Consider the following 22,902-nt stretch of genomic DNA (forward strand, 5'->3'; position numbering starts at 1 on the left):
TTTGTCTATCGATTTCTGTCCCACCGCCATTTTTATTTACGTAACTTCAATGAATACCAAGGAGCAAGCCAGGAAGCTAGCCGCAGGTTACTCAAAACCTAGTTTTAAGGCTAACATGGTTTGAAAAGATTTTAAAGACTATTACAAGATAAGGGTTGGCCCGTAGAGACTTAACTTGGTCTTGACTTGGTCAAAGTGGAAGCGGTCATAGGCTCTCCAAGCGGCGCGAGTAGGAGCGTCTGGATTGAGAGCACTGAGGCCCATGAGAAGACTGGAAGTTTGGTAAAATTTTTCCAGCTCAATCAAGAATCGATTATCCACTGTCTCAGCTTTAGAGAGAAAGCAGAGGATATTGTCCAGTTGCTCCTGGAAACGGACATCGTCAGTTGTTGCCTGTTTGCAGACTTGGTAGGCTTTGTTTAACTCAGTTATCAGTGTCTGAGCTCTTTTGATTGGGTCTGTTTCTGTCATGAGAATTCCTCCTTTGTGATGGTTTTAAAGTTGTTTTAAGCCTTTGTCTTTCTAATCATAGCCTATCACTTTTTACTCTTTTTTTATCTACAAATCTTTAATTGTCATTGAAATTTCCTGAATGGTAATAGCGGGATTTTATGATAAAATAGTTGTAAGGTTATCATGGTTATTTAGTAAAAAATTCAACACTTTAGGAATTTTTGAGGACCGTTTAGGATTTGGTGAAAATTAGTTGCTAGACTTATGGTATCCTCTCTTCAGGAGGTTTTATCCATGAACTATATCATCATCCAAAAAGAGAAAGAAATTTTCAAATTAAACATAAAGGATATCTACTACATCCAAACGCATCCAAGTAAAGCCCATACCGTGCAGATTGTTACAGAATACGCTAGCTTTGATCTGTTTCAAAATTTAAGCAAGCTTGAGAAACAATATGGGGAAACCTTAACGAGATGTCATCGGAATTGTCTGGTCAACCTTGAACGAGTAAAATCCATGGAACTCCAATCAAAGACTCTTTTTCTTGGAGAAGAAGGTCGATATGCTGTTCAGTATTCCAGACGTCGTTATAGAGAAATTCGCCAAAAATGGTTGAAAGAAGGAGAGTAAGAAGATGAGAATTTTTGTTTTAGAAGATGATTTTTCCCAACAAGCAAGAATTGAAACGACGATTGAAAAACTTTTGAAAAAACAGAGTATCATTCCCAGTTCTTTTGAAGTTTTTGGCAAGCCAGACCAACTGCTGGCAGAGGTGCATGAGAAGGGGGCGCATCAGCTTTTCTTTTTGGACATTGAGATTCGAAACGAAGAGATGAAGGGTCTGGAAGTGGCTAGAAAGATTCGGGATCGGGATCCTTATGCCCTGATTGTCTTTGTGACGACTCACTCAGAGTTTATGCCCCTGTCTTTTCGCTACCAAGTTTCAGCTTTGGACTACATTGATAAGGCCTTGTCGGCAGAGGAGTTTGAATCTCGTATCGAGACAGCCCTCCTCTATGCCAATAGTCAAGATAGTAAAAGTCTGGCGGACGATTGCTTTTACTTTAAATCAAAATTTGCTCAATTCCAGTATCCTTTTAAAGAGGTTTACTATCTCGAAACATCCCCAAGACCCCATCGTGTTATCCTCTATACCAAGACAGACAGACTGGAATTTACAGCGAGTTTAGAGGAGGTTTTCAAGCAGGAACCCCGTCTCTTGCAGTGCCATCGCTCTTTTCTCATCAATCCTGCCAATGTAGTTCGTTTGGATAAGAAAGAAAAACTGCTTTACTTTCCCAATGGTGGAAGTTGCCTGATCGCGCGTTATAAGATCAGGGAAGTGTCTGAGGCTATCAATAACTTACACTGAGTGAGGAGAATTTATGTATATTTTTTGGATGATATTGTATTCACTAGCTATTATTGGGCTAGAAATTATCATGTTCTTTAAGGTAGATGGAATTAGTCTCACTTTCGATAGAATTTTTAAGGCCTTTCTTCTAAAATTTCTTCTAGCAGCAATTGTTACAACTTTTAATTATTTAGTCTTGGCTGACTATCTGTCATACTTTATAGAACCCTTGTTCGGCCTCAGCTTGTCTTTCTTATTGTTAAGAGGGCTTTCTAAAAGACTCCTTTTCTTTTATGGTCTCTTTCCAATTGTATTGATGGATATCTTTTACAGAAGTCTCTCCTATTTTGTGTTTCCGTTTTTTGGGAAAGGGATTGTAGATGGAGATGGAAATCTTGTCTTTTTGTTGATTATGATATTCGTTTACTCCATAGTATTAGTCTTTTTGAAATGGTTGGACTATGATTTCACTAGCTTGAGAAAGGAGATTCTCGATAAAAGTTTTCAAAAGTCCCTGACTACGATTAACTGGATAATGGGGGCTTACTTTCTAGTTATGGAAAGTCTGTCTTACTTTGAATATGCATACGATATCCAATCAAAGACTGTTCGCCATCTCATCCTAGTCTTTTACCTGCTCTTTTTTATGGGGATTATCAAGAAATTGGATACCTATTTGAAGGACAAACTCCATGAGAGACTGGACCAAGAGCAGGCCTTGCGCTACAGAGATATGGAACGTTATAGTCGGCATATAGAGGAACTTTACAAGGAAGTCCGGAGCTTTCGCCATGACTACACCAACCTCTTGACCAGTTTACGTCTGGGCATTGAAGAGGAGGATATGGAGCAGATAAAAGAGGTCTACGACTCGGTCTTAAAGGATTCCAGTGAGAAATTACATGACAATAAATATGACCTTGGTCGATTGGTAAATATTCGTGATAAAGCCCTCAAAAGTCTTCTAGCAGGGAAATTTCTAAAAGCTAGGGATAAGAAGATTATCTTTAATGTCGAAGTTCCTGAGGAGATTCAGGTCGAGGGGATGAGCTTGCTTGATTTTCTGACTATTGTGTCTATCCTTTGTGACAATGCTATTGAAGCTAGTGTAGAGGCTAGTCAACCTCATGTTTCAATTGCCTTTTTAAAAAATGGAGCACAGGAGACCTTTATCATTGAAAACTCCATCAAAGAAGAGAGCATCAATATTTCTGAAATCTTCTCCTTTGGAGCAAGTTCTAAAGGGGAGGAGAGAGGGGTTGGTCTCTATACCGTCATGAAGATTGTGGAAAGTTATCCCAATGCCAGTCTCAATACCACCTGTCAAGATCAAGTCTTTCGTCAGGTTTTGGCGCTTCATTTGCTGTCAAGTTCTGATTAGAGAATGTGTGAACAAGAGGACCTTGGCATTTTAGGTTGAAAAACATTGCAACTATTTATCCTTATCCAGCCTGACTTTTTATAATATACGAGGAAAAATAAATGAACCAGAAATCTTATTTTATAGCTTGTTCTGTACTGATCATCCTATCCAATCTTCTCATGTTTTCTCTAGTCAATGAGGGAGAAGGTACAGGAGCTAATCTGATTATAATTGTTGCAACTTGTGTCTTGCTACCAGCCTTTCTACATGCAGTTGAAAATCAGCAGACATCATTGGTTAGGGCAGAATCTTTGCTCCTCATTCAGATGGCAGTGGTGTCCTTAGTCCGTCTCATCAGCCGAATAGAGAGGACACCTGAAATCCTACATACAGGCCTCACCCTTCTAGTTTTAGCAAGCTGGGTAGCCTTTATCCTCTTAGCTATCATGAGAATGTATCAGAAAAAAGGGAAGCAAAGATGAGTGCGTTTTGATTTGTTACGTTTTATTAGGGCAAGCATATTTTCCGTGCTTGCTTTTTTCATTTTTTCTACAATTTAGGAGGTTTTGATGACCATTTATGATTTGGGAGAATTAAGGTCAAAAGGAGTGCTATACTAGCAGTGTAAAGGATATAGCTCAACTGAAATAAAGCACACATTTAGGAGGAAATCTTATGAAGCAAAAAATACTTGTCATTTTCATCTTGTATCTAATCATGTCTCCGCTTGGGGAGAGTAATTGGTATCATTTATTTTATACCATAGCCTATCTGATTGCAGTTATGATCTATTTTGCTATCATTAAAAAGAAAGGAGTAAAGAAATGAAAACTTTTCTTTCAAAAAAACGAAACATCTTCCTAGCTAGATTGTTCCTAGGTCAGTTACCTGTACTGATCTCTACTTATTTATTTCTCTCTCGTCAGTTTTTGCAATTTTCCTTAGTTTTTCAATTGCTTTTAGTAGTTGTTAACTTGGCTTCTATTTTGGTAATTGTTTACCTCACTAGGGAAATGAGAGTGAGAAAGTTTGAAGATGATGAGTTGGTCAATCCGAGAACCAATCAACTCATGTTCATCGGATTGACAGGTTTTATGTCTATTATCGGTTTGTATAGAGGTATGACGGCGGCAGAATCCTATCAACAACTGATTGGTTATATTGCTTCTGTTCTCTGCTTATTCATCATGCTGCTGCTCATTTGGGGCTTGAAGTATTATAAAAAGTAAGCTCACAAAAAGAACTTACATGCAGTGTTTTCAGACTGCTGGTCTTTTTTAAGAGAAGTTCTTGTAATTTAAGAGTTTTTGATGACCGTTTAAGATTTGGATGCAAAACCTAAAAAAGCAGTGCTATACTGAGTGTGTAAAAGTTACAAGGATACTAATTCTAAAATGAAATAAAGGAGTGATTCTTATGGCGAAAAAAATAGTTACGATTGTCATCTTGTATGTAATCATGCAAACCTGTCTTTATCCGCTTAGAGGAAATGAGTGGTATTATGTAATGGATGCACTAGCATACTTTGCTTCGGTTTATATCTTCATTCAGTTCAATAAAAAAATGGAGAAAAAGCCACTTTGAATCTTGAACATAGAAGTTTTATAGGTCTAGAATGGATCATTTTCTATTATCTATTTGGAGGTTTGGTGCTGGGCTTTGCTTATAAAAAGACTCAAAATCTATCGGTGCCTATTTTAGTCCATATTTGTTACAATTGTTTATCATTCTTCTAGTAGTTGACAATGGTTAAATTTACAAAGGCAGATCAAGCATGGTCAGTTAGCATCATAGTGACTATAGAACTGACCTAGTAGATGTGAAATCAATAGATGGAGGAATCCTATGAAAAAGTATGTGTATTTTTTAGATTGCTTTGCCCGAGTTGTAATAATATTGCTATCTCTTGTTCTTTGTATAAGAGTACTCATGATTTCAACTGAACTCTGGAGACATGTTCTTGTACTGGTAAGTACTCCTGTTACGATCTATAGTCTGCTAAAACATAGACCAGGCAAGAAGAATATAAAAACTCTGTGAGAGTCTTAAAAGAAAGATTAAAAAGATGCAAGCAAAATATAAAAATCAAATAGTAGAAGTTTGGGAAATTGGTAAAGATACTCCTAAACCAGGTTGGGTAGAAGACGCATTGCAAAAGAATTACATAGTATGGCTAGACAATCATGTTCGAATTTTAATGGCAGGGCTTCAGTCTTCCCTTGTAACCAATCTCAAAATTGGACTAGTCGGAACGGCAGGAGGAGGTTTTGCTGGTTATAGTATGTATGTCCTTGGCTATCCAGGAGATTATCTTGACCTCACAAATCATAGAGTGGTATCTGCCACAACTTTTCAGCGAGACTATCAAGTATTATAAAATGATTAGGTAGAAAAAAGATGTTGGTCTATCATTTTGAAAAGAATTGACTGCCTAGATGATGAAAAATATAAAGTTTTTAACAGCAACAAAAGTATACAAGGGTAGATGTATTGGCTTATCAAAGTCATGGTGATAGCTACCGAGACTGAATGATAGAGGATTAATACTCAATGAAAATCAAAGAGCAAACTAGGACGCTAGCCGCAAGCTGTACTTGAGTACGGTAAGGCGACGATGACGTAGTTTGAATTTGATTTTCGAAGAGTATAAATGATAATTGGTGGCAGCTACGATAGCAAAGCTATTAGGGAGTTTCTATGAAAAAATATTCTATTCTTTTCAAAACGAGTGCAGTCCTTTCTTATTTATTTTTGTTTTTCGGATTGTTTTGGACAACCCAATTTTGGAGAAATTATTGGGAGTTCTCGTCTTGGGTAGGAAATGTCATCTGGATTCGAAACATCATCAGCATTCTCTTTATCGGCCTGATGGTTTGGATTTTGATCAGGTTGGGTCATGCTTATCTCTTTTGTATCCCTAGGAAAAAGTGGCTGAGTTATTCTGTTCTGACGGTGTTAACAGCTGTCGTACTTATCTGCTTTAACTATCTGACAGCTAAACACGTTCAGGGGACAAACGAAGGTTGGAATTTATTTATTGCCTATAGTGAGACCAATTTTGCAGAGTTCGGAGTTTACCTAACCTTAATAGTACTAGGGCCTCTGATGGAAGAATTGGTATGTAGGGGACTGCTTCAACATGCCTTCTTTAAGAATTCAAGATGGGGACTGGATATTCTATTTCCGTCGATTTTGTTCGCCTTACCTCATTTTTCAAGCTTTCCTAGTCTACTAGACCTTCTGGTTTATACAGCAGTTGGGTGTATATTTGGTTATTTGACACGCTATACCAAGACTATCTATCCTTCTTATACGATTCATATCATCAATAATATCATCGCAAACTTACCATTTTTGCTCACTTTTCTACATAGGGTCTTGGGGTAAAAAAACCAAAGGCTTGCTTTTCAGCCATAGAGGAGGTCATCATGTATAAACACTTATTTTTCTTAGATTCAAAAACCTTAGACTGGTTGACGCCCTATATTCTAGACTTGGCTTCTGACACCATTGCCTTTAATGTTTTTGTGCTAACCTTTGTATCTGTGGTGGTTTTTTATTTCCTGAATCCCATGTTAGCTTTAATAGCTATATTCTTAGGGGCTGGCTATGTGGTCGGATTTTGGTTGTTAAAATGGTTTGTTTTGGAAAGGCTAGAACTAAAGGATGACTTGTAGGAAGTCTGTTTGTTGAGGAGGATAATTTGATGGAGTTTTTTGATAAATTTCATGCCTTTTGTTTTGGATTTTTAGTACTAATAATCGTCATTACAGTCCCTTATACGATTAACCATGGAGATTTTTTTCAAAATGAATCTGCATTGATTATTGTAAGTCTCCTAGTAACCTCGCTGAGTGTTGCTTATGCTAGAAAGTTTGAAATGATTTCTTTTGGGATGTTAAGTAAGAAACAAGTTTTGCTGTTCATTGGAATCTTTATTCTAAGTGTGTTTGAGACGCTAGTTTATATTCGTTTCTTCGCTGTTTCTTCTGGCGCAGGAGTTCAACACTTAGCGGAAGTCAGCAAAGGAATTTCTCTGTCTTTGATTTTGACTACCTCAGTTTTTGGACCAATCCAGGAGGAACTCATTTTCAGGGGACTTCTTCAGGGGGCTATATTTGAAAATTCTTGGTTAGGACTTGTTCTAACTTCCTCTCTTTTTTCTTTCATGCATGGACCTTCTAATGTCCCTTCGTTTATTTTTTATCTACTTGGGGGCTTGTTGCTGGGCTTTGCTTATAAAAAGAGCCAAAACCTATGGGTTTCTACTCTAGTCCATATGTTTTACAACAGTTGGCCACTCTTATTTTATTTATAAAAATCATGAAAGGTAAGTAGGAGATTGTGCTTACCTTTTTCTTTCTATAATGATAACCCAAACCACCCCAGAGGCTTTTATTTGAGAATCAGGTCTGGACTGGTTGACGAATAAGCTAAAAACTAGTAGAATAGTAAGGAAACTTTATACGGAGGAAAGAAATGGACTTGGGTGATATTGAGCTAACGCTGACCCCTATACCTGGGAAAAGCGGAAAAGCTTATATGGGAAGCTACCCTGATGGGAAGCGCGTCTTTATTAAAATGAACACCTCTCCAATCCTACCTGGTTTAGCCAAGGAACAAATCGCTCCTCAATTATTATGGACTCGCCGTTTATCGGATGGGCGTGATATGTGTGCCCAAGAATGGTTGAATGGTAAAATTTTGACCCCTTATGATATGAATCGCAAGCAGATTATCAATATTTTGAGCCGCTTGCATCGTTCGCGTCCTTTGATGACGCAATTGACTCGTTTGGGCTATTCTTTAGAAACACCTTTTGACTTGCTTCAGGCTTGGTTAAAAGATGCTCCAGAATCCTTGAAGAACAATCAATATCTAAGAATGGTAGTAGAGGATTTGCGAGGAAGTTTGCCAAACTTTAGGGAAGATTATGCAACGATCGTTCATGGAGATGTACGACATAGTAATTGGATTGAGACAGAGAGCGGTCTTGTTTATTTAGTGGATTGGGATTCCGTTCGCTTAACGGATCGCATGTTTGATGTAGCGCATATGCTATGTCACTATATTCCAGACTATCAGTGGAAAGAGTGGTTGACTTATTACGGTTACAAATACAACCAAACAGTCATCAACAAACTATTTTGGTATGCTCAGTTATCCTTCTTGAGCCAGATTGCCAAATATTATACAAATGAAGATCTAGAAAATGTCAATCGGGAGATTTATGCCTTGCGCATCTTCCGTGACAAGTATGGAAAGAAGAGATGAGAGTTAGAAATCGTAAAGGGGCAACAGAATTACTAGAGGCTAATCCTCAGTATGTTGTCTTAAATCCTTTAGAAGCCAAAGGAAAATGGCGAGACCTCTTTGGAAATGACAATCCTATCCATGTTGAGGTTGGTAGTGGTAAGGGTGCTTTTGTGACAGGTATGGCCAAGCAAAACCCTAATATCAACTATATCGGGATTGATATTCAAAAGTCTGTTTTGAGTTATGCCTTGGACAAGGTTTTGGAAATCTCTGTACCCAATATTAAGTTGTTGTGGGTTGATGGTTCTGATTTGACCGACTACTTTGAAGATGGTGAGATTGATCGCTTGTACCTAAACTTTTCAGATCCGTGGCCTAAAAAGCGCCATGAAAAGCGTCGTCTAACCTATAAGAGTTTCTTGGATACCTTCAAGCGTATCTTGCCTGAACACGGTGAGATTCATTTCAAGACAGATAACCGTGGCTTATTTGAATATAGCCTAGTGAGTTTTTCTCAATACGGCATGAAGCTCAATGGCGTTTGGTTGGATTTGCACGCCAGCGACTTTGAAGGCAATGTCATGACAGAATATGAAGAAAAATTCTCAAGTAAGGGTCAGGTCATCTATCGAGTTGAGGCAGAATTTTAAGAAAAAGCTTAAAATCAAGCCTTCTGAGTGCTTATACTTTACATAAGTAGTCAAAAGTGCTATACTGTAAGTAAGAATATGAGAAAGTGAGGCGGGGAAATATCTTCGCCTCTTGCTTATGAGGAGGTGGACGCAATCGCAACTATCGTAGAATTAGTCAGAGAAGTCGTAGAACCTGTCATTGAAGCTCCCTTTGAACTCGTGGATATCGAGTACGGAAAGATTGGCAGTGACATGATTCTTAGTATTTTTGTAGATAAACCAGAGGGAATTACCTTGAACGACACAGCGGACTTGACAGAGATTATCAGTCCTGTCCTAGATACTATCAAGCCAGATCCCTTCCCAGAACAATATTTCCTAGAAATCACCAGCCCAGGCTTGGAACGTCCTTTGAAAACCAAGGAAGCAGTCGCTGGAGCGGTTGGGAAATACATCCATGTTGGACTTTACCAAGCCATCGATAAGCAAAAGGTCTTTGAAGGAACCTTGCTAACCTTTGAAGAGGATGAGTTGACTATGGAATATATGGACAAGACACGTAAGAAAACGGTCCAAATCCCATACAGTTTGGTGTCAAAAGCACGTTTAGCAGTAAAATTATAGTAAAAGAAAGGAAGCTTTTGAAGATTCAAAAGTGAATAGAAGATGAGTAAAGAAATGCTAGAGGCCTTCCGCATTTTGGAAGAAGACAAGGGAATCAAAAAAGAAGACATCATTGATGCAGTGGTGGAATCACTTCGTTCAGCCTATCGCAGACGCTATGGTCAATCAGACAGCGTAGCCATTGATTTCAACGAAAAGACAGGTGACTTTACAGTTTATACTGTTCGTGAAGTAGTTGATGAAGTATTTGATAGCCGTTTGGAAATCAGCTTAAAAGATGCTCTTGCCATTAACTCAGCTTACGAGCTTGGGGACAAGATTAAATTTGAAGAAGCACCAGGTGAGTTTGGTCGTGTAGCAGCTCAATCTGCCAAACAAACCATCATGGAAAAAATGCGCAAGCAAACACGTGCCATTACCTACAATACTTACAAAGAGCATGAGCAAGAAATCATGTCTGGTACGGTAGAACGTTTTGACAATCGCTTTATCTATGTCAACCTTGGCAGCATCGAAGCACAATTGTCAAAACAAGACCAAATCCCTGGAGAAGTTTTTGCTTCTCATGATCGTATTGAAGTCTATGTTTACAAGGTTGAAGACAACCCTCGTGGTGTGAACGTCTTTGTGAGCCGTAGCCATCCAGAAATGATCAAACGTTTGATGGAACAAGAAATTCCTGAGGTCTATGACGGAACTGTTGAGATTATGAGCGTGGCTCGTGAAGCTGGCGACCGTACTAAGGTTGCAGTTCGTAGCCACAATCCAAACGTGGATGCTATTGGTACAATCGTTGGACGTGGTGGTGCTAACATCAAGAAAATTACTAGCAAATTCCACCCAGCTCGCTACGATGCTAAGAGCGATCGTATGGTTCCAATCGAAGAAAACATCGATGTTATCGAGTGGGTAGCAGATCCAGCTGAATTTATCTACAATGCCATTGCTCCTGCAGAAGTTGATCAAGTTATCTTTGATGAAAACGACAGCAAACGTGCCTTGGTCGTTGTGCCAGATAACAAGCTTTCTCTTGCGATCGGTCGTCGTGGACAAAACGTTCGTTTGGCAGCTCATTTGACAGGATATCGTATCGATATCAAGTCTGCAAGTGAGTTTGAAGCCATGGAAGCAGCAGAAGAAGCTGACCAGGTAGAAACAGACGAATTGGTAGAAGAATAAAAGCTGATCAGAGGAGGGAAGGATGAAAACTAGAAAAATCCCTTTGCGCAAGTCTGTTGTTTCCAACCAAGTGATTGATAAACGCGATTTACTCCGTATTGTCAAGAACAAAGAAGGACAGGTCTTTATCGACCCGACAGGCAAGGCTAATGGTCGTGGCGCTTATATCAAGCTAGACAATGCAGAAGCCCTTGAGGCCAAAAAGAAAAAAGTCTTTAACCGTAGCTTTAACATAGAAGTCGAAGAAAGCTTTTATGACGAGTTGATCGCCTATGTTGATCACAAAGTAAAAAGAAGAGAGTTAGGACTTGAATAAGCAAAAAATTACCAATCTCTTGGGACTTGCTCAAAGAGCAGGGAAAATCATCTCGGGTGAAGAAATGGTTGTCAAGGCCATTCAAGACCAGAAAGTAAAGCTAGTATTTCTAGCTCATGATGCTGGTCCCAACTTGACCAAGAAGATTCAGGATAAAAGTCATTATTATCAAGTAGAAGTTATTACCGTGTTTTCAACACTGGAATTAAGCATAGCAGTCGGAAAATCAAGAAAGGTTTTGGCTGTGACAGATGCTGGATTTACAAAGAAAATGAGGTCTCTTATGGAATAGAAGAGGAGGACATGATTTGTCTAAGAAAAGATTGTACGAAATCGCAAAAGAACTTGGAAAAGAAAGTAAGGAAGTTGTAGCGCGTGCAAAAGAGTTGGGCTTGGATGTGAAAAGCCACTCATCAAGTGTGGAAGAAGCTGTCGCTGCAAAAATCGCTGCCAGCTTTAAGTCTGCTGCTCCGAAAGTAGAAGCAAAACCTGCAGAACCAAAAGCAAGTACAGAAAAGAAAGCCGAAAAATCTGAGCCAGCTAAACCAGCTGTAGCTAAGGAAGAGGCAAAACCAGCAGCAGCTGTTGCCCCTAAAGAGGAAAAAGTGGCACCAGCAAAACCGCAGAGTCGAAACTTTAAGGCTGAGCGTGAAGCACGTGCAAAAGAGCAGGCTGAACGACGCAAGCAAAATAAGGGCAATAACCGTGACCACCAACAAAATGGAAATCGTCAAAAAAATGATGACCGTAATGGTGGTAAACAAGGTCAAGGCAATCGCGACAATCGTCGCTTTAATGACCAAGCTAAGAAACAGCAAGGTCAGCAAAATCGTGGAAATGATCGCCGCAAGCAAGAGGACAAACGTCCAAATCAAGCAGGACCACGTATTGACTTTAAAGCCCGTGCAGCTGCTCTAAAGGCAGAGCAAAATGCAGAATATGCTCGTTCAAGTGAGGAACGCTTCAAGCAAACTCAAGCAGCTAAAGAAGCCTTGGCTCAAGCAAACAAACGCAAGGAGCCTGAAGAAATCTTTGAAGAAGCTGCTAAATTGGCTGAACAAGTACAGCAAGTTCAACCAGTAGTTGAAGTAGCTCCTGCAGCTAAAGAACCTGTAGTGGATACACGTCGTAAGAAACAAGCCCGACCAGACAAAGAACGTGATGATTTCGATCACGAAGAAGATGGTCCTAGAAAACAACAAAAGAATCGAAGTAGTCAAAATCAAGTGAGAAATCAAAGAAATAGTAACTGGAACAATAACAAAAAGAATAAAAAAGGCAATAACAAAAATAACCGTAATCAGGCACCAAAACCTGTTACAGAGCGTAAGTTCCATGAATTGCCAACAGAATTTGAATATACAGATGGTATGACCGTCGCGGAAATTGCAAAACGTATCAAGCGCGAACCAGCTGAGATTGTTAAGAAACTCTTCATGATGGGCGTGATGGCGACACAAAACCAATCCTTAGACGGTGAAACAATCGAACTCCTCATGGTCGATTACGGTATTGATGCGAAACAAAAGGTTGAAGTGGACAATGCTGATATCGAACGTTTCTTCGCTGAAGATGGTTATCTCAATGAAGATGAACTCGTAGAGCGTCCACCAGTTGTTACCATCATGGGACACGTTGACCATGGTAAGACAACACTCCTAGATACCCTTCGTAACTCTCGTGTTGCGACAGGTGAAGCAGGTGGAATCACTCAGCATATCGGTGCCTACCAAATCGTTGAAAATGGCAAGAAGATTACCTTCCTTGATACACCAGGACACGCGGCCTTTACATCTATGCGTGCGCGTGGTGCATCTGTTACCGATATTACTATCTTGGTCGTAGCGGCAGATGATGGGGTTATGCCACAGACTATCGAAGCCATCAACCACTCAAAAGCAGCTAATGTTCCAATCATCGTAGCTATCAATAAAATCGATAAACCAGGTGCCAACCCAGAACGTGTGATCGGTGAATTGGCTGAACATGGTGTTATGTCAACTGCCTGGGGTGGAGATTCTGAGTTTGTAGAAATCTCAGCCAAGTTCAACCAAAATATCGATGAACTCTTGGAAACTGTCCTTCTTGTGGCTGAAATCCAAGAACTCAAAGCAGACCCAACAGTTCGTGCCATCGGTACTGTTATCGAAGCTCGTTTGGATAAAGGTAAAGGTGCGGTTGCAACCCTCCTTGTTCAACAAGGTACTTTGAACGTTCAAGATCCAATCGTTGTCGGAAATACCTTCGGACGTGTCCGTGCCATGACCAACGACCTTGGACGTCGTGTGAAGGTTGCAGGACCATCAACACCAGTATCGATCACTGGTTTGAACGAAGCGCCAATGGCGGGTGACCACTTTGCCGTTTACGAAGATGAAAAATCAGCTCGTGCAGCTGGTGAAGAACGTGCTAAACGTGCTCTTATGAAGCAACGTCAAGCTACACAACGTGTCAGCCTTGAAAATCTCTTTGATACCCTTAAAGCTGGCGAACTCAAGTCAGTTAACGTCATTATCAAAGCAGACGTACAAGGTTCTGTTGAAGCACTTTCTGCCTCACTTCAAAAAATTGATGTTGAGGGCGTGAAAGTTACTATCGTCCATGCAGCTGTCGGTGCCATCAACGAATCTGACGTGACTCTTGCCGAGGCTTCAAATGCCTTTATCGTTGGTTTCAACGTACGCCCTACACCACAAGCTCGTCAACAAGCAGAAGCTGACGATGTAGAAATCCGTCTCCACAGCATCATCTACAAGGTGATCGAAGAGATGGAAGAAGCTATGAAAGGGATGCTTGACCCAGAATTTAAAGAAAAAGTTATCGGTGAAGCGATCATCCGAGAAACCTTCAAGGTATCTAAAGTGGGAACAATCGGAGGATTCATGGTTACCAGTGGTAAAGTTACCCGTGACTCTAAAGTCCGTGTTATCCGTGATGGTGTTGTTATTTACGATGGCGCTCTAGCTAGTTTGAAACACTATAAAGATGACGTTAAAGAAGTTACAAACGGCCGTGAAGGTGGTCTCATGATTGATGGCTACAATGATCTTAAGATGGATGATGTGATTGAAGCTTATATCATGGAAGAAATCAAACGATAATAGAGAAACGATAGCTCATTTGACTCGTCGTCAACAGCGCCTTGATGAACCCGTAGTTCTATCTAAGGCTTGTTTCCTAGATTCAAATGGCTCTAGTTCCTCTATCTACTAGGCAAAGCTAGGTCTGCTGGCCTAGCTTTTGGTTCAATTGAGAGAAAGGAAAAAAGCATGGCAAATCATTTCCGTACGGATCGTGTAGGCATGGAAATCAAGCGTGAAGTCAATGAGATTTTACAAAAGAAAGTCCGTGATCCTCGTGTCCAAGGAGTGACCATCACAGATGTTCAGATGCTAGGTGACTTGTCTGTAGCTAAGGTTTACTACACCATTTTGAGTAATCTTGCTTCGGATAACCAAAAAGCTCAAATCGGGCTTGAAAAAGCAACCGGAACTATCAAACGTGAGCTTGGTCACAATTTGAAATTGTATAAAATTCCAGACTTGACCTTCGTCAAAGACGAATCCATCGAGTATGGAAACAAGATTGACGAAATGTTACGCAATCTGGATAAGAAATAAGAAAGAGGGCCAACCCTCTTTTTTGTATTGTATTAGATTAAAATAAAATTCGAACAAATCGATTGGGAAGTTCAAATCAAACATCTAAATATAATTTAGAAGTTGTGTTGGACTATTCTAGCTTCGATTCGCTATAGGATAGAAAAACAGTATCAATTTGGGAAAGTGAAATGAGATAGGAGGATAAAATAATCTTTGGAAACGCTTTATAATTTTTAAATAGTATGGTATAATAATAGGTAATGTAAATATTTAATTTAAGGGAGATATTAAAATGGCTGAGCAAGATTTAGCTATGCAAGTATTGGAACAAGTGGTGAAACTACCTGTTGTGAAAGTTGATCGTTCAAAGTTTTTAGTGGATAAGTTTTCTAAAGAATTAGATCCGAAGGATATCTCAACATTATTGGAGCAGGGTCCTTCTAGCTTGCTATCTCAGGAAATCTTAGATAGAGTTGCTAATGCTTGTATTATGGATAATGTCTTGCTGGCCAGTGGGACCTCGGTTTTAGCAGGTCTACCTGGAGGTCTTGCCATGGCAATTACCATACCAGCAGATGTAGCTCAATTTTATGCTTTTTCATTAAAATTAGCTCAAGAATTGGGATATATTTACGGTTACGATGACCTTTGGGCTTCTCGTGATGAATTAAGTGAGGATGCTCAAAATACCCTCTTGCTATATCTTGGTGTCATGCTTGGGGTAAATGGTACAGCTGCCTTGCTTCGAGCAGGAGGTGTTGCTGTTGCTAAGCAGGTCATGAAAACTGTTCCCCAGAAAGCTTTGACTAAGACACTTTGGTACCCAATTTTGAAAAAAGTTTTGAAAATTTTTGGAGTTAACTTAACAAAAGGAGGATTGGCCAAGGGAATGGGGAAATTTATTCCTATTTTAGGTGGAATCATTTCTGGAGGATTAACCTTTGCAACCATGAAACCCATGGGTGAAAGTCTGCAAAAAGAGCTCTCCAAATTAGTTAACTATGATGAGGAGCAATATCAAGAAGATATAGAAACAATCCGAAAGGAAGCAGAAACCATAGAAGGTGAATGAAATGGGTATCATTAAAATATTGGCTAAAACATACGGTAATTATTTTCTTACAACTCAGGCTATAAAAGTCGCAGAAACCATGAAGAAAGATGAAAATATAGTAGTTGGCTTAGGAAAATTATTTCTTGTAGATAAGCTTATGGATACAGCTACTTGGTTGATGAAGCCGGAGGATAAAGAATGAAATCTTTTTGGAGGTTCTTTACTCTTCTTTTTATAACACCAATTGTTGGTCTGATAAAAATACTCTGGTTCCTAATCTCTTTCGCCTTCCAATTACTGTTCTATAAGATTCTTTTCAAGATCATAGATTGGTTTTTCAAACTTCTCTGATGATCATGGTAAGGATAAGACTTTGAGGTTTTACTAGGAAAAGTCTATATAATTAGAAATAATGAAATTATACGAAATAAACTAGCAAGTCTTCTACTGCTAGTTTTTTAATCTTTGCCCTTGTGGTATAATAAAAAAGAAAAAACTGTTAGAGAATATGATGGAGGTTATGATGGACAATATCATTGATGTATCTATTCCTGTTGCGGAAGTTGTGGACAAGCATCCAGAAGTTTTAGATATCCTAGTAGAACTCGGTTTTAAACCTCTTGCAAATCCTTTGATGCGAAATACAGTCGGACGAAAAGTATCGCTCAAACAGGGGTCTAAGCTGGAGGGAACTCCTATGGATAAGATTGTGCGCACACTTGAAGCAAATGGTTACGAAGTGATTGGAATAGACTAATGGCAGATGAACGTATTCATATCCTACGGGATATTTTATTAGAATTGCATAATGGAGCCTCCCCTGAATCCGTTCAGGAGCGTTTTGATGCAACCTTTACAGGTGTATCAGCTATCGAGATTTCTCTCATGGAGCACGAGTTGATGAACTCTGACTCAGGTGTGACATTTGAAGACGTCATGGAGCTCTGTGATGTCCATGCCAATCTCTTTAAGAATGCTGTTAAGGGTGTCGAAGTTGAAGATACAGAGCATCCAGGTCATCCTGTGCGTGTTTTTAAGGATGAAAATCTAGCCCTCCGTGCTGCCTTGATTCGGGTTCGTAGATTGCTCTCGACTTATGAATCTGTGGACGACGAGGAAATGCTGGCGGAGATGCGTAAGGGTTTGGTGCGTCAGATGGGGCTTGTTGGTCAATTTGATATTCACTACCAGCGCAAGGAAGAGCTCTTTTTTCCTATCATGGAACGTTATGGGCATGATTCACCTCCCAAAGTTATGTGGGGAGTGGATGATCAGATTAGGGATCTCTTTCAAACAGCCTTAGTGGCAACTAAGTCGCTCCCAGAAGTGCCAATTTCCACCGTAAAGGAAGCTTTTGAAGCTTTTGCGACAGAGTTTGAAAGTATGATTTTCAAGGAAGAGTCCATCCTCCTCATGATTCTGCTCGAATCCTTCACCCAGGATGACTGGATTCAGATTGCTGAGGAAAGTGATGCCTATGGATATGCTATTATCCGTCCGTCTGAGAAATGGATTCCTGAACGTCAAAGTTTTGTTGAGAAGAAAAGTGTAGAAGAACCAACTCAGTCAGAAACTGTAGATGGACAGGTTCAACAAGTGATTGATACGCCAGAAGGTCAGTTTACTATCACCTTTACACCTAAGGAAAAGGAAGCAGTGATGGACCGAAATAGTCAGCAGACTTTTGGCAATGGTTATCTATCAGTTGAGCAGGCAAATCTTATCCTTAATCATCTTCCTATGGAGATTACCTTTGTTAATAAGGATGATATCTTCCAGTATTATAACGATAATACGCCAGCAGATGAAATGATTTTCAAGCGAACACCGTCTCAGGTTGGACGAAATGTCGAACTATGCCATCCACCAAAATATTTGGAGAAAGTCAAAGCGATTATGCAAGGTCTTCGTGAAGGGAAAAAAGACAAGTACGAGATGTGGTTCAAGTCAGAATCACGTGGAAAGTTTGTCCATGTCACTTACGCAGCTGTTCATGATCAAGCAGGAGAGTTTCAAGGAGTCTTGGAATATGTTCAGGACATCCAACCCTACCGTGAGATTGATACAGACTTTTACCGTGGATTAGAATAAGGAGAAAAAATGAGTTACGAGCAAGAATTTATGAAGGAATTTGAAACCTGGGTTAATACCCAGATTATGATCAACAATATGGCTCTTAAGGAAAGTCAAAAGGTCTATGAAGAAGATCAAGATGAGCGCGCTAAAGATGCCATGATTCGCTACGAGAGTCGCTTGGATGCCTACCAGTTCTTACTAGGTAAATTTGAAAACTTCAAGGCAGGTAAGGAATTCCATGATTTACCAGAAGGTTTGTTTGGCGAGAGAAATTATTAATTTTTAGAGATTAGAAAGGGGAGTGGGACTCCCTTTTTCATTGTTCCTTGAGCCTTTTTGTGTTACAATGTTAGCATGAAAACGAAAAATATTATTAAAACAGGTTTAGTCGTGGCAGGGCTTGGAGCACTTGCCTTTGGTGCTAAGAAAGTAGCTGATGATCACAAACTCATGAAGACGCAGGAAGAGTTAACTGCTATTGTGCGTGACTACTTTTCAGAAATGGGTGAGATTGGGACTCTCTATGTCCAAGTGTACGAAAGTAGTTTAGAACGTCTTGTTGGTGGTGTTATTTTTGAAGATGGGCGACATTATACCTTTGTCTATGAAGATGAAAATTTACAATATGAAAAGGAAGTCCTATGATTATTCCAAATAGCTTAGAAGAAATAGCAAGTTTAGTTGAAGCAGAGGGGAAAAAAGCCTTTCTCTTTGTGGCCGACTGGTGTGGCGATTGTCGCTATATCTATCCAGCTCTGCCAGAGATTGAAGAGACCAATCCAGAGTTTATCTTTATACGAGTAGACCGAGATGAGTACATGGAACTTGCAAAACTATGGGATGTATATGGGATTCCAAGTCTTGTTGTATTAGATAAGGACAAGGAGATTGGACGCTTTGTTAATCGTGACCGTAAAAGCAAGGAACAAATCAACGATTTTTTAGCAGGACTGAAATAGGAGAAAAGAGAAATAATGATTTTTACATATAACAAAGAACATGTCGGTGATGTCCTTATGGTCATCGTGAAAAATAGCGGAGATGCCAAACTAGATGTGGAGCGCAAAGGCAAGGTAGCGCGAGTTTTCCTCAAAGAAAGTGGAGAAACGGTTGCTTGGAATATTTTCGAAGTTTCCAGTTTGTTTGAAATTGCAGAGCGTGGTCAAGTCTTTTTAACAGATGAGAAAGTCGCTCGTTTGAACCAAGAATTGCAGGTAGAAGGTTTTACAGAAGAAATTGTTAATGATAAGGAACCTAAGTTCGTCGTCGGTGAAATTGTCGAGATGGTAGCTCATCCAGATAGTGACCACCTCAACATCTGCCAAGTTGCAGTCGCAAGTGACAAGACAGTGAAAATTGTTGCAGGGGCACCAAATGCGCGTGTCGGTCTGAAAACCATTGTCGCTCTTCCTGGAGCTATGATGCCAAAAGGAAATCTCATTTTCCCAGGCGAACTTCGTGGTGAAAAGAGTTTTGGTATGATGTGTAGCCCTCGTGAATTGCACCTGCCAAATGCTCCGCAAAAACGTGGTGTTATCGAATTATCAGAAGACCAAGTTGTCGGAACTCCATTTGACCCAGCGAAGCACTGGACTGCTTAGGAACTTGTCAGTATCTGAATACACCAGATAGAAGGAAATAAGATGGCAAAAAATGTTGTGATTACAGGAGCGACCTCAGGAATCGGTGAAGCGATTGCGCGTGCTTATCTGGAGCAGGGTGAGAATGTCGTTCTAACTGGACGACGGACAGACAGACTAGAAGCCCTTAAGTCGGAGTTTGCAGAAGCCTTCCTAAATCAAACTGTCTGGACCTTCCCACTAGATGTCACGGATATGACCATGGTAAAGACTGTCTGCTCTGATATTCTAGAAACGATAGGTCAGATTGATATTCTGATCAACAATGCCGGACTGGCTCTAGGTTTAGCACCTTATCAGGACTATGAAGAGTTGGATATGTTGACCATGCTGGATACTAATATCAAAGGTTTGATGGCAGTCACTCGCTGTTTCTTGCCAGCAATGGTAAAAGCCAATCAAGGACATATCATCAATATGGGGTCAACCGCAGGAATTTATGCCTATGCGGGTGCCGCTGTTTATTCAGCCACCAAGGCAGCGGTTAAGACCTTTTCAGATGGACTGCGAATTGATACTATCGCAACGGATATCAAGGTGACAACCATTCAGCCTGGAATTGTCGAAACAGATTTTTCTACGGTACGTTTTCACGGTGATAAAGAACGGGCTGCGTCCGTTTACCAAGGAATCGAAGCCTTGCAAGCTCAGGATATTGCAGACACAGTAGTCTATGTGACCAGCCAACCTCGCCGTGTGCAGATTACAGATATGACCATAATGGCCAATCAACAGGCGACAGGATTTATGGTTCATAAAAAGTAAAAAATTTCCTCGAAAGTTACAAATTTCTGTAACTTTTTTTGATTTCCTACGAATAGATAAGTAGGAGGAAGAAAATATGTATAATAAAGTTATCATGATTGGGCGTTTAACGTCTACACCAGAATTGCACAAAACCAACAATGACAAGTCGGTAGCGCGAGCAACTATCGCTGTGAACCGTCGTTACAAAGACCAAAACGGGGAACGCGAAGCCGATTTTGTTAATATGGTCCTATGGGGCAGACTAGCAGAAAGCTTGGCAAGCTACGCAACTAAAGGTAGTCTTATCTCTGTGGATGGAGAATTGCGTACTCGTCGCTTTGAGAAAAATGGCCAGATGAACTACGTGACCGAAGTTCTTGCCACAGGATTCCAACTCTTGGAAAGTCGTGCTCAACGTGCCATGCGTGAAAATAATGCAGGACAGGATTTGGCAGATTTGGTTTTGGAAGAGGAGGAACTTCCATTTTAAAATGACAAGAGTTTGAGAGTTTTCTCCAACTCTTTTTATGCTATAAATCAGACTTTTTTCTTGACTATTTTTGACCAAGTGATACAATAGAACTATGGTTTAGCACTCGTATGAAAAGAGTGCTAATAATATGATTGAATTATGGAGGAAAACAGATGTTGAAACCATTAGGAGACCGTGTGGTCTTGAAAATTGAAGAAAAAGAACAAACTGTCGGAGGCTTTGTCCTAGCGGGATCAGCCCAAGAAGAAACGAAAACAGCTACAGTAGTGGCTACTGGACAAGGTGTTCGTACCTTGAGCGGTGAACTAGTCGCTCCAAGTGTAAAGGTTGGAGATCAAGTTTTAGTCGAAGCTCATGCAGGTATCGAGGTCAAAGATGGTGACGAAAAATATATCATCGTGGGTGAAGCTAACATCTTAGCAATCGTTGAAGAATAATAGGAGGAAGTAAGTATGTCAAAAGAAATTAAGTTTTCATCTGATGCACGTTCAGCTATGGTCCGTGGTGTTGATGTCCTAGCTGATACAGTTAAAGTAACCTTGGGGCCTAAAGGACGTAACGTTGTTCTTGAAAAATCATTCGGTTCACCATTGATTACCAACGACGGTGTAACAATCGCTAAAGAAATTGAACTAGAAGACCATTTTGAAAATATGGGTGCCAAATTGGTATCAGAAGTAGCTTCTAAGACTAATGATATCGCTGGTGACGGGACAACTACTGCAACAGTATTGACTCAGGCTATCGTTCGTGAAGGAATCAAAAACGTAACTGCCGGTGCAAATCCAATCGGTATTCGTCGTGGGATTGAAACTGCGGTCGCTGCAGCCGTTGAAGCCTTGAAAAATAATGCCATCCCTGTTGCCAACAAAGAAGCTATCGCTCAGGTCGCTGCAGTATCCTCTCGTTCTGAAAAAGTTGGTGAATACATCTCTGAAGCCATGGAAAAAGTTGGTAAAGACGGAGTTATCACCATTGAAGAATCACGTGGTATGGAAACAGAGCTTGAGGTTGTAGAAGGAATGCAATTTGACCGTGGTTACCTCTCACAATACATGGTCACTGACAATGAAAAAATGGTTGCAGACCTTGAAAATCCATACATTTTAATCACTGACAAGAAAATTTCAAATATCCAAGAAATCTTGCCACTTCTAGAAAGTATCCTCCAAAGTAGCCGTCCGCTCTTGATTATTGCTGATGACGTTGACGGTGAAGCTCTTCCAACTCTTGTTTTGAATAAGATTCGTGGAACTTTCAATGTAGTTGCTGTTAAGGCACCAGGTTTCGGGGACCGTCGTAAAGCAATGTTGGAAGACATCGCAATTTTGACAGGTGGAACTGTTATCACAGAAGATCTTGGGCTTGAGTTAAAAGATGCTACCATAGAAGCTCTTGGTCAAGCAGCTAAAGTGTCTGTAGATAAAGATAGCACAGTCATTGTAGAAGGTGCAGGTAATCCTGAAGCAATTGCTAACCGTGTAGCTGTCATCAAGTCTCAAATCGAAACAACAACTTCAGAATTCGACCGTGAAAAACTCCAAGAACGCTTGGCTAAATTATCAGGTGGAGTAGCAGTTATCAAGGTCGGTGCTGCAACTGAAACTGAATTGAAAGAAATGAAACTCCGCATCGAAGATGCCCTCAATGCGACTCGCGCAGCTGTTGAAGAAGGAATCGTTGCAGGTGGTGGTACTGCCCTTGTTAATGTTATCTCTGCTGTTGCTTCCTTGGAGTTAGAAGGTGATGAAGCGACAGGACGTAGCATTGTACTTCGTGCCTTGGAAGAGCCAGTTCGCCAAATTGCCTACAATGCAGGCTATGAAGGTTCAATCGTTATCGATCGTTTGAAAAATGCAGAGCTTGGAACAGGCTTCAATGCTGCCACAGGTGAGTGGGTCAACATGATTGAAGCAGGAATTATCGATCCTGTTAAGGTTAGCCGTTCAGCCCTTCAGAACGCAGCTTCAGTAGCAAGCTTGATTCTAACAACAGAAGCAGTCGTAGCTAATAAGCCAGAACCTGTAGCACCAGCCCCAGCTATGGATCCATCAATGATGGGTGGTTACTAAGAAATATAGTAAAATGAACCTAAAACAGTACATAATGT

General features: G+C 40.2%; 32 protein-coding genes and 1 pseudogene. 32 read left to right on the plus strand and 1 reads right to left on the minus strand.

Annotated features, from left to right (window positions below):
- Window positions 1-141 precede the first annotated feature (141 nt).
- Entirely contained in the window at window positions 142-471 is a 330-nt protein-coding gene (locus HMPREF2837_RS03185; protein WP_049549671.1) for a hypothetical protein, read from the minus strand.
- Window positions 472-747: 276 nt separating this feature from the next.
- Here HMPREF2837_RS03185 and HMPREF2837_RS03190 point away from each other — a divergent pair, with 276 nt between their 5' ends.
- From HMPREF2837_RS03190 to groL, 32 genes and pseudogenes are all read left to right on the plus strand, one after another.
- The gene (locus HMPREF2837_RS03190; protein WP_049549670.1) at window positions 748-1,086 is read left to right on the plus strand and encodes a LytTR family DNA-binding domain-containing protein; all 339 of its coding nucleotides are present in this window, start codon (window positions 748-750) and stop codon (window positions 1,084-1,086) included.
- Window positions 1,087-1,090: 4 nt separating this feature from the next.
- Complete coding sequence (locus tag HMPREF2837_RS03195; protein ID WP_049549669.1) at window positions 1,091-1,828, plus strand: response regulator transcription factor; 738 nt, start codon at window positions 1,091-1,093, stop codon at window positions 1,826-1,828.
- A gap of 13 nt (window positions 1,829-1,841) precedes the next feature.
- Entirely contained in the window at window positions 1,842-3,191 is a 1,350-nt protein-coding gene (locus tag HMPREF2837_RS03200) for a sensor histidine kinase (RefSeq protein WP_049549668.1), read from the plus strand.
- Between the two features lie 101 nt (window positions 3,192-3,292).
- A complete protein-coding gene (locus HMPREF2837_RS03205; RefSeq protein WP_049549667.1) occupies window positions 3,293-3,655 on the plus strand; it encodes a hypothetical protein in 363 nt (120 codons plus the stop codon).
- Between the two features lie 193 nt (window positions 3,656-3,848).
- Entirely contained in the window at window positions 3,849-4,001 is a 153-nt protein-coding gene (locus tag HMPREF2837_RS11110) for a hypothetical protein (protein WP_148131794.1), read from the plus strand.
- On the plus strand, window positions 3,998-4,402 hold the full coding sequence (locus HMPREF2837_RS03210; protein WP_075230635.1) for an immunity protein: 405 nt from the start codon (window positions 3,998-4,000) through the stop codon (window positions 4,400-4,402). The genes HMPREF2837_RS11110 and HMPREF2837_RS03210 overlap by 4 nt, the downstream gene beginning before the upstream one ends.
- A gap of 187 nt (window positions 4,403-4,589) precedes the next feature.
- On the plus strand, window positions 4,590-4,757 hold the full coding sequence (locus HMPREF2837_RS11395; RefSeq protein ID WP_161800103.1) for a hypothetical protein: 168 nt from the start codon (window positions 4,590-4,592) through the stop codon (window positions 4,755-4,757).
- Between the two features lie 41 nt (window positions 4,758-4,798).
- A pseudogene (locus HMPREF2837_RS10630) lies at window positions 4,799-4,909 on the plus strand (type II CAAX prenyl endopeptidase Rce1 family protein); the annotation flags it as partial.
- A 329-nt stretch (window positions 4,910-5,238) separates the two neighbouring features.
- Entirely contained in the window at window positions 5,239-5,550 is a 312-nt protein-coding gene (locus HMPREF2837_RS03220; RefSeq protein ID WP_049549663.1) for a hypothetical protein, read from the plus strand.
- 320 nt (window positions 5,551-5,870) lie between these two features.
- Window positions 5,871-6,560, plus strand: coding sequence for a CPBP family intramembrane glutamic endopeptidase (locus tag HMPREF2837_RS03225; protein WP_049549662.1), 690 nt, complete (start codon window positions 5,871-5,873; stop codon window positions 6,558-6,560).
- Window positions 6,561-6,601: 41 nt separating this feature from the next.
- Complete coding sequence (gene blpZ / locus HMPREF2837_RS03230) at window positions 6,602-6,850, plus strand: immunity protein BlpZ (RefSeq protein ID WP_049549661.1); 249 nt, start codon at window positions 6,602-6,604, stop codon at window positions 6,848-6,850.
- A gap of 29 nt (window positions 6,851-6,879) precedes the next feature.
- Window positions 6,880-7,491 (plus strand): CPBP family intramembrane glutamic endopeptidase, encoded by a 612-nt coding sequence (locus HMPREF2837_RS03235; protein WP_049549660.1) that lies wholly within the window; start codon window positions 6,880-6,882, stop codon window positions 7,489-7,491.
- A gap of 161 nt (window positions 7,492-7,652) precedes the next feature.
- The gene (gene ccrZ, locus HMPREF2837_RS03240) at window positions 7,653-8,447 is read left to right on the plus strand and encodes a cell cycle regulator CcrZ (protein ID WP_000362994.1); all 795 of its coding nucleotides are present in this window, start codon (window positions 7,653-7,655) and stop codon (window positions 8,445-8,447) included.
- A complete protein-coding gene (gene trmB, locus HMPREF2837_RS03245; RefSeq protein WP_049549659.1) occupies window positions 8,444-9,079 on the plus strand; it encodes a tRNA (guanosine(46)-N7)-methyltransferase TrmB in 636 nt (211 codons plus the stop codon). Before ccrZ ends, trmB begins: the two co-directional genes overlap by 4 nt.
- 126 nt (window positions 9,080-9,205) lie before the next feature.
- Window positions 9,206-9,685, plus strand: coding sequence for a ribosome maturation factor RimP (rimP, locus tag HMPREF2837_RS03250; RefSeq protein WP_049549658.1), 480 nt, complete (start codon window positions 9,206-9,208; stop codon window positions 9,683-9,685).
- 42 nt (window positions 9,686-9,727) lie between these two features.
- Window positions 9,728-10,864: a transcription termination factor NusA gene (nusA, locus tag HMPREF2837_RS03255; protein WP_049504279.1), complete on the plus strand. Its 1,137-nt coding sequence runs from the start codon at window positions 9,728-9,730 to the stop codon at window positions 10,862-10,864.
- 22 nt (window positions 10,865-10,886) lie between these two features.
- The gene (gene rnpM / locus HMPREF2837_RS03260) at window positions 10,887-11,180 is read left to right on the plus strand and encodes an RNase P modulator RnpM (protein WP_049549657.1); all 294 of its coding nucleotides are present in this window, start codon (window positions 10,887-10,889) and stop codon (window positions 11,178-11,180) included.
- Window positions 11,173-11,472 (plus strand): YlxQ-related RNA-binding protein, encoded by a 300-nt coding sequence (locus tag HMPREF2837_RS03265; RefSeq protein ID WP_049549656.1) that lies wholly within the window; start codon window positions 11,173-11,175, stop codon window positions 11,470-11,472. Before rnpM ends, HMPREF2837_RS03265 begins: the two co-directional genes overlap by 8 nt.
- Window positions 11,473-11,488: 16 nt before the next feature.
- Window positions 11,489-14,281 (plus strand): translation initiation factor IF-2, encoded by a 2,793-nt coding sequence (gene infB, locus HMPREF2837_RS03270; RefSeq protein ID WP_049549655.1) that lies wholly within the window; start codon window positions 11,489-11,491, stop codon window positions 14,279-14,281.
- 168 nt (window positions 14,282-14,449) lie between these two features.
- Window positions 14,450-14,800, plus strand: coding sequence for a 30S ribosome-binding factor RbfA (gene rbfA / locus HMPREF2837_RS03275; RefSeq protein ID WP_070460202.1), 351 nt, complete (start codon window positions 14,450-14,452; stop codon window positions 14,798-14,800).
- 274 nt (window positions 14,801-15,074) lie between these two features.
- On the plus strand, window positions 15,075-15,854 hold the full coding sequence (locus HMPREF2837_RS03280; protein WP_075230636.1) for a hypothetical protein: 780 nt from the start codon (window positions 15,075-15,077) through the stop codon (window positions 15,852-15,854).
- A 1-nt stretch (window position 15,855) separates the two neighbouring features.
- Window positions 15,856-16,038, plus strand: coding sequence for a hypothetical protein (locus HMPREF2837_RS03285; RefSeq protein WP_075230637.1), 183 nt, complete (start codon window positions 15,856-15,858; stop codon window positions 16,036-16,038).
- Window positions 16,039-16,359: 321 nt separating this feature from the next.
- Entirely contained in the window at window positions 16,360-16,593 is a 234-nt protein-coding gene (locus tag HMPREF2837_RS03290) for a DUF1858 domain-containing protein (RefSeq protein WP_000368731.1), read from the plus strand.
- The gene (locus tag HMPREF2837_RS03295) at window positions 16,593-17,927 is read left to right on the plus strand and encodes a DUF438 domain-containing protein (protein ID WP_075230638.1); all 1,335 of its coding nucleotides are present in this window, start codon (window positions 16,593-16,595) and stop codon (window positions 17,925-17,927) included. Before HMPREF2837_RS03290 ends, HMPREF2837_RS03295 begins: the two co-directional genes overlap by 1 nt.
- A 9-nt stretch (window positions 17,928-17,936) precedes the next feature.
- A complete protein-coding gene (locus tag HMPREF2837_RS03300; RefSeq protein ID WP_049549647.1) occupies window positions 17,937-18,191 on the plus strand; it encodes a DUF1912 family protein in 255 nt (84 codons plus the stop codon).
- Between the two features lie 75 nt (window positions 18,192-18,266).
- Window positions 18,267-18,557, plus strand: a complete 291-nt coding sequence (locus HMPREF2837_RS03305) for a DUF4651 domain-containing protein (protein ID WP_049549646.1) — start codon at window positions 18,267-18,269, stop codon at window positions 18,555-18,557.
- Window positions 18,554-18,871, plus strand: a complete 318-nt coding sequence (locus HMPREF2837_RS03310; protein WP_049549645.1) for a thioredoxin family protein — start codon at window positions 18,554-18,556, stop codon at window positions 18,869-18,871. Before HMPREF2837_RS03305 ends, HMPREF2837_RS03310 begins: the two co-directional genes overlap by 4 nt.
- Window positions 18,872-18,886: 15 nt before the next feature.
- Window positions 18,887-19,513, plus strand: coding sequence for a YtpR family tRNA-binding protein (gene ytpR, locus HMPREF2837_RS03315; RefSeq protein WP_049549644.1), 627 nt, complete (start codon window positions 18,887-18,889; stop codon window positions 19,511-19,513).
- A 42-nt stretch (window positions 19,514-19,555) separates the two neighbouring features.
- Complete coding sequence (locus HMPREF2837_RS03320) at window positions 19,556-20,317, plus strand: SDR family NAD(P)-dependent oxidoreductase (RefSeq protein WP_049549643.1); 762 nt, start codon at window positions 19,556-19,558, stop codon at window positions 20,315-20,317.
- Window positions 20,318-20,393: 76 nt separating this feature from the next.
- Entirely contained in the window at window positions 20,394-20,789 is a 396-nt protein-coding gene (locus HMPREF2837_RS03325) for a single-stranded DNA-binding protein (protein WP_049549642.1), read from the plus strand.
- A gap of 155 nt (window positions 20,790-20,944) precedes the next feature.
- Window positions 20,945-21,229: a co-chaperone GroES gene (groES, locus tag HMPREF2837_RS03330; protein WP_049549641.1), complete on the plus strand. Its 285-nt coding sequence runs from the start codon at window positions 20,945-20,947 to the stop codon at window positions 21,227-21,229.
- Window positions 21,230-21,244: 15 nt separating this feature from the next.
- Entirely contained in the window at window positions 21,245-22,864 is a 1,620-nt protein-coding gene (gene groL / locus HMPREF2837_RS03335) for a chaperonin GroEL (RefSeq protein WP_049549640.1), read from the plus strand.
- Window positions 22,865-22,902: the final 38 nt, after the last annotated feature.

Origin of the sequence: Streptococcus sp. HMSC071D03, from assembly GCF_001812125.1 — a bacterium.
GTDB lineage: Bacteria > Bacillota > Bacilli > Lactobacillales > Streptococcaceae > Streptococcus > Streptococcus pseudopneumoniae_N.

What these genes read in the sequence shown, in the direction of transcription:
- HMPREF2837_RS03185 (WP_049549671.1), bottom strand. Translation starts at nt 471, where the DNA reads ATGACAGAAACAGACCCAATCAAAAGAGCTCAGACACTGATAACTGAG.
- HMPREF2837_RS03190 (WP_049549670.1), top strand. Translation starts at nt 748, where the DNA reads ATGAACTATATCATCATCCAAAAAGAGAAAGAAATTTTCAAATTAAAC.
- HMPREF2837_RS03195 (WP_049549669.1), top strand. Translation starts at nt 1,091, where the DNA reads ATGAGAATTTTTGTTTTAGAAGATGATTTTTCCCAACAAGCAAGAATT.
- HMPREF2837_RS03200 (WP_049549668.1), top strand. Translation starts at nt 1,842, where the DNA reads ATGTATATTTTTTGGATGATATTGTATTCACTAGCTATTATTGGGCTA.
- HMPREF2837_RS03205 (WP_049549667.1), top strand. Translation starts at nt 3,293, where the DNA reads ATGAACCAGAAATCTTATTTTATAGCTTGTTCTGTACTGATCATCCTA.
- HMPREF2837_RS11110 (WP_148131794.1), top strand. Translation starts at nt 3,849, where the DNA reads ATGAAGCAAAAAATACTTGTCATTTTCATCTTGTATCTAATCATGTCT.
- HMPREF2837_RS03210 (WP_075230635.1), top strand. Translation starts at nt 3,998, where the DNA reads ATGAAAACTTTTCTTTCAAAAAAACGAAACATCTTCCTAGCTAGATTG.
- HMPREF2837_RS11395 (WP_161800103.1), top strand. Translation starts at nt 4,590, where the DNA reads ATGGCGAAAAAAATAGTTACGATTGTCATCTTGTATGTAATCATGCAA.
- HMPREF2837_RS03220 (WP_049549663.1), top strand. Translation starts at nt 5,239, where the DNA reads ATGCAAGCAAAATATAAAAATCAAATAGTAGAAGTTTGGGAAATTGGT.
- HMPREF2837_RS03225 (WP_049549662.1), top strand. Translation starts at nt 5,871, where the DNA reads ATGAAAAAATATTCTATTCTTTTCAAAACGAGTGCAGTCCTTTCTTAT.
- blpZ (WP_049549661.1), top strand. Translation starts at nt 6,602, where the DNA reads ATGTATAAACACTTATTTTTCTTAGATTCAAAAACCTTAGACTGGTTG.
- HMPREF2837_RS03235 (WP_049549660.1), top strand. Translation starts at nt 6,880, where the DNA reads ATGGAGTTTTTTGATAAATTTCATGCCTTTTGTTTTGGATTTTTAGTA.
- ccrZ (WP_000362994.1), top strand. Translation starts at nt 7,653, where the DNA reads ATGGACTTGGGTGATATTGAGCTAACGCTGACCCCTATACCTGGGAAA.
- trmB (WP_049549659.1), top strand. Translation starts at nt 8,444, where the DNA reads ATGAGAGTTAGAAATCGTAAAGGGGCAACAGAATTACTAGAGGCTAAT.
- nusA (WP_049504279.1), top strand. Translation starts at nt 9,728, where the DNA reads ATGAGTAAAGAAATGCTAGAGGCCTTCCGCATTTTGGAAGAAGACAAG.
- rnpM (WP_049549657.1), top strand. Translation starts at nt 10,887, where the DNA reads ATGAAAACTAGAAAAATCCCTTTGCGCAAGTCTGTTGTTTCCAACCAA.
- rbfA (WP_070460202.1), top strand. Translation starts at nt 14,450, where the DNA reads ATGGCAAATCATTTCCGTACGGATCGTGTAGGCATGGAAATCAAGCGT.
- HMPREF2837_RS03280 (WP_075230636.1), top strand. Translation starts at nt 15,075, where the DNA reads ATGGCTGAGCAAGATTTAGCTATGCAAGTATTGGAACAAGTGGTGAAA.
- HMPREF2837_RS03285 (WP_075230637.1), top strand. Translation starts at nt 15,856, where the DNA reads ATGGGTATCATTAAAATATTGGCTAAAACATACGGTAATTATTTTCTT.
- HMPREF2837_RS03290 (WP_000368731.1), top strand. Translation starts at nt 16,360, where the DNA reads ATGGACAATATCATTGATGTATCTATTCCTGTTGCGGAAGTTGTGGAC.
- HMPREF2837_RS03295 (WP_075230638.1), top strand. Translation starts at nt 16,593, where the DNA reads ATGGCAGATGAACGTATTCATATCCTACGGGATATTTTATTAGAATTG.
- HMPREF2837_RS03300 (WP_049549647.1), top strand. Translation starts at nt 17,937, where the DNA reads ATGAGTTACGAGCAAGAATTTATGAAGGAATTTGAAACCTGGGTTAAT.
- HMPREF2837_RS03305 (WP_049549646.1), top strand. Translation starts at nt 18,267, where the DNA reads ATGAAAACGAAAAATATTATTAAAACAGGTTTAGTCGTGGCAGGGCTT.
- HMPREF2837_RS03310 (WP_049549645.1), top strand. Translation starts at nt 18,554, where the DNA reads ATGATTATTCCAAATAGCTTAGAAGAAATAGCAAGTTTAGTTGAAGCA.
- ytpR (WP_049549644.1), top strand. Translation starts at nt 18,887, where the DNA reads ATGATTTTTACATATAACAAAGAACATGTCGGTGATGTCCTTATGGTC.
- HMPREF2837_RS03320 (WP_049549643.1), top strand. Translation starts at nt 19,556, where the DNA reads ATGGCAAAAAATGTTGTGATTACAGGAGCGACCTCAGGAATCGGTGAA.
- HMPREF2837_RS03325 (WP_049549642.1), top strand. Translation starts at nt 20,394, where the DNA reads ATGTATAATAAAGTTATCATGATTGGGCGTTTAACGTCTACACCAGAA.
- groES (WP_049549641.1), top strand. Translation starts at nt 20,945, where the DNA reads ATGTTGAAACCATTAGGAGACCGTGTGGTCTTGAAAATTGAAGAAAAA.
- groL (WP_049549640.1), top strand. Translation starts at nt 21,245, where the DNA reads ATGTCAAAAGAAATTAAGTTTTCATCTGATGCACGTTCAGCTATGGTC.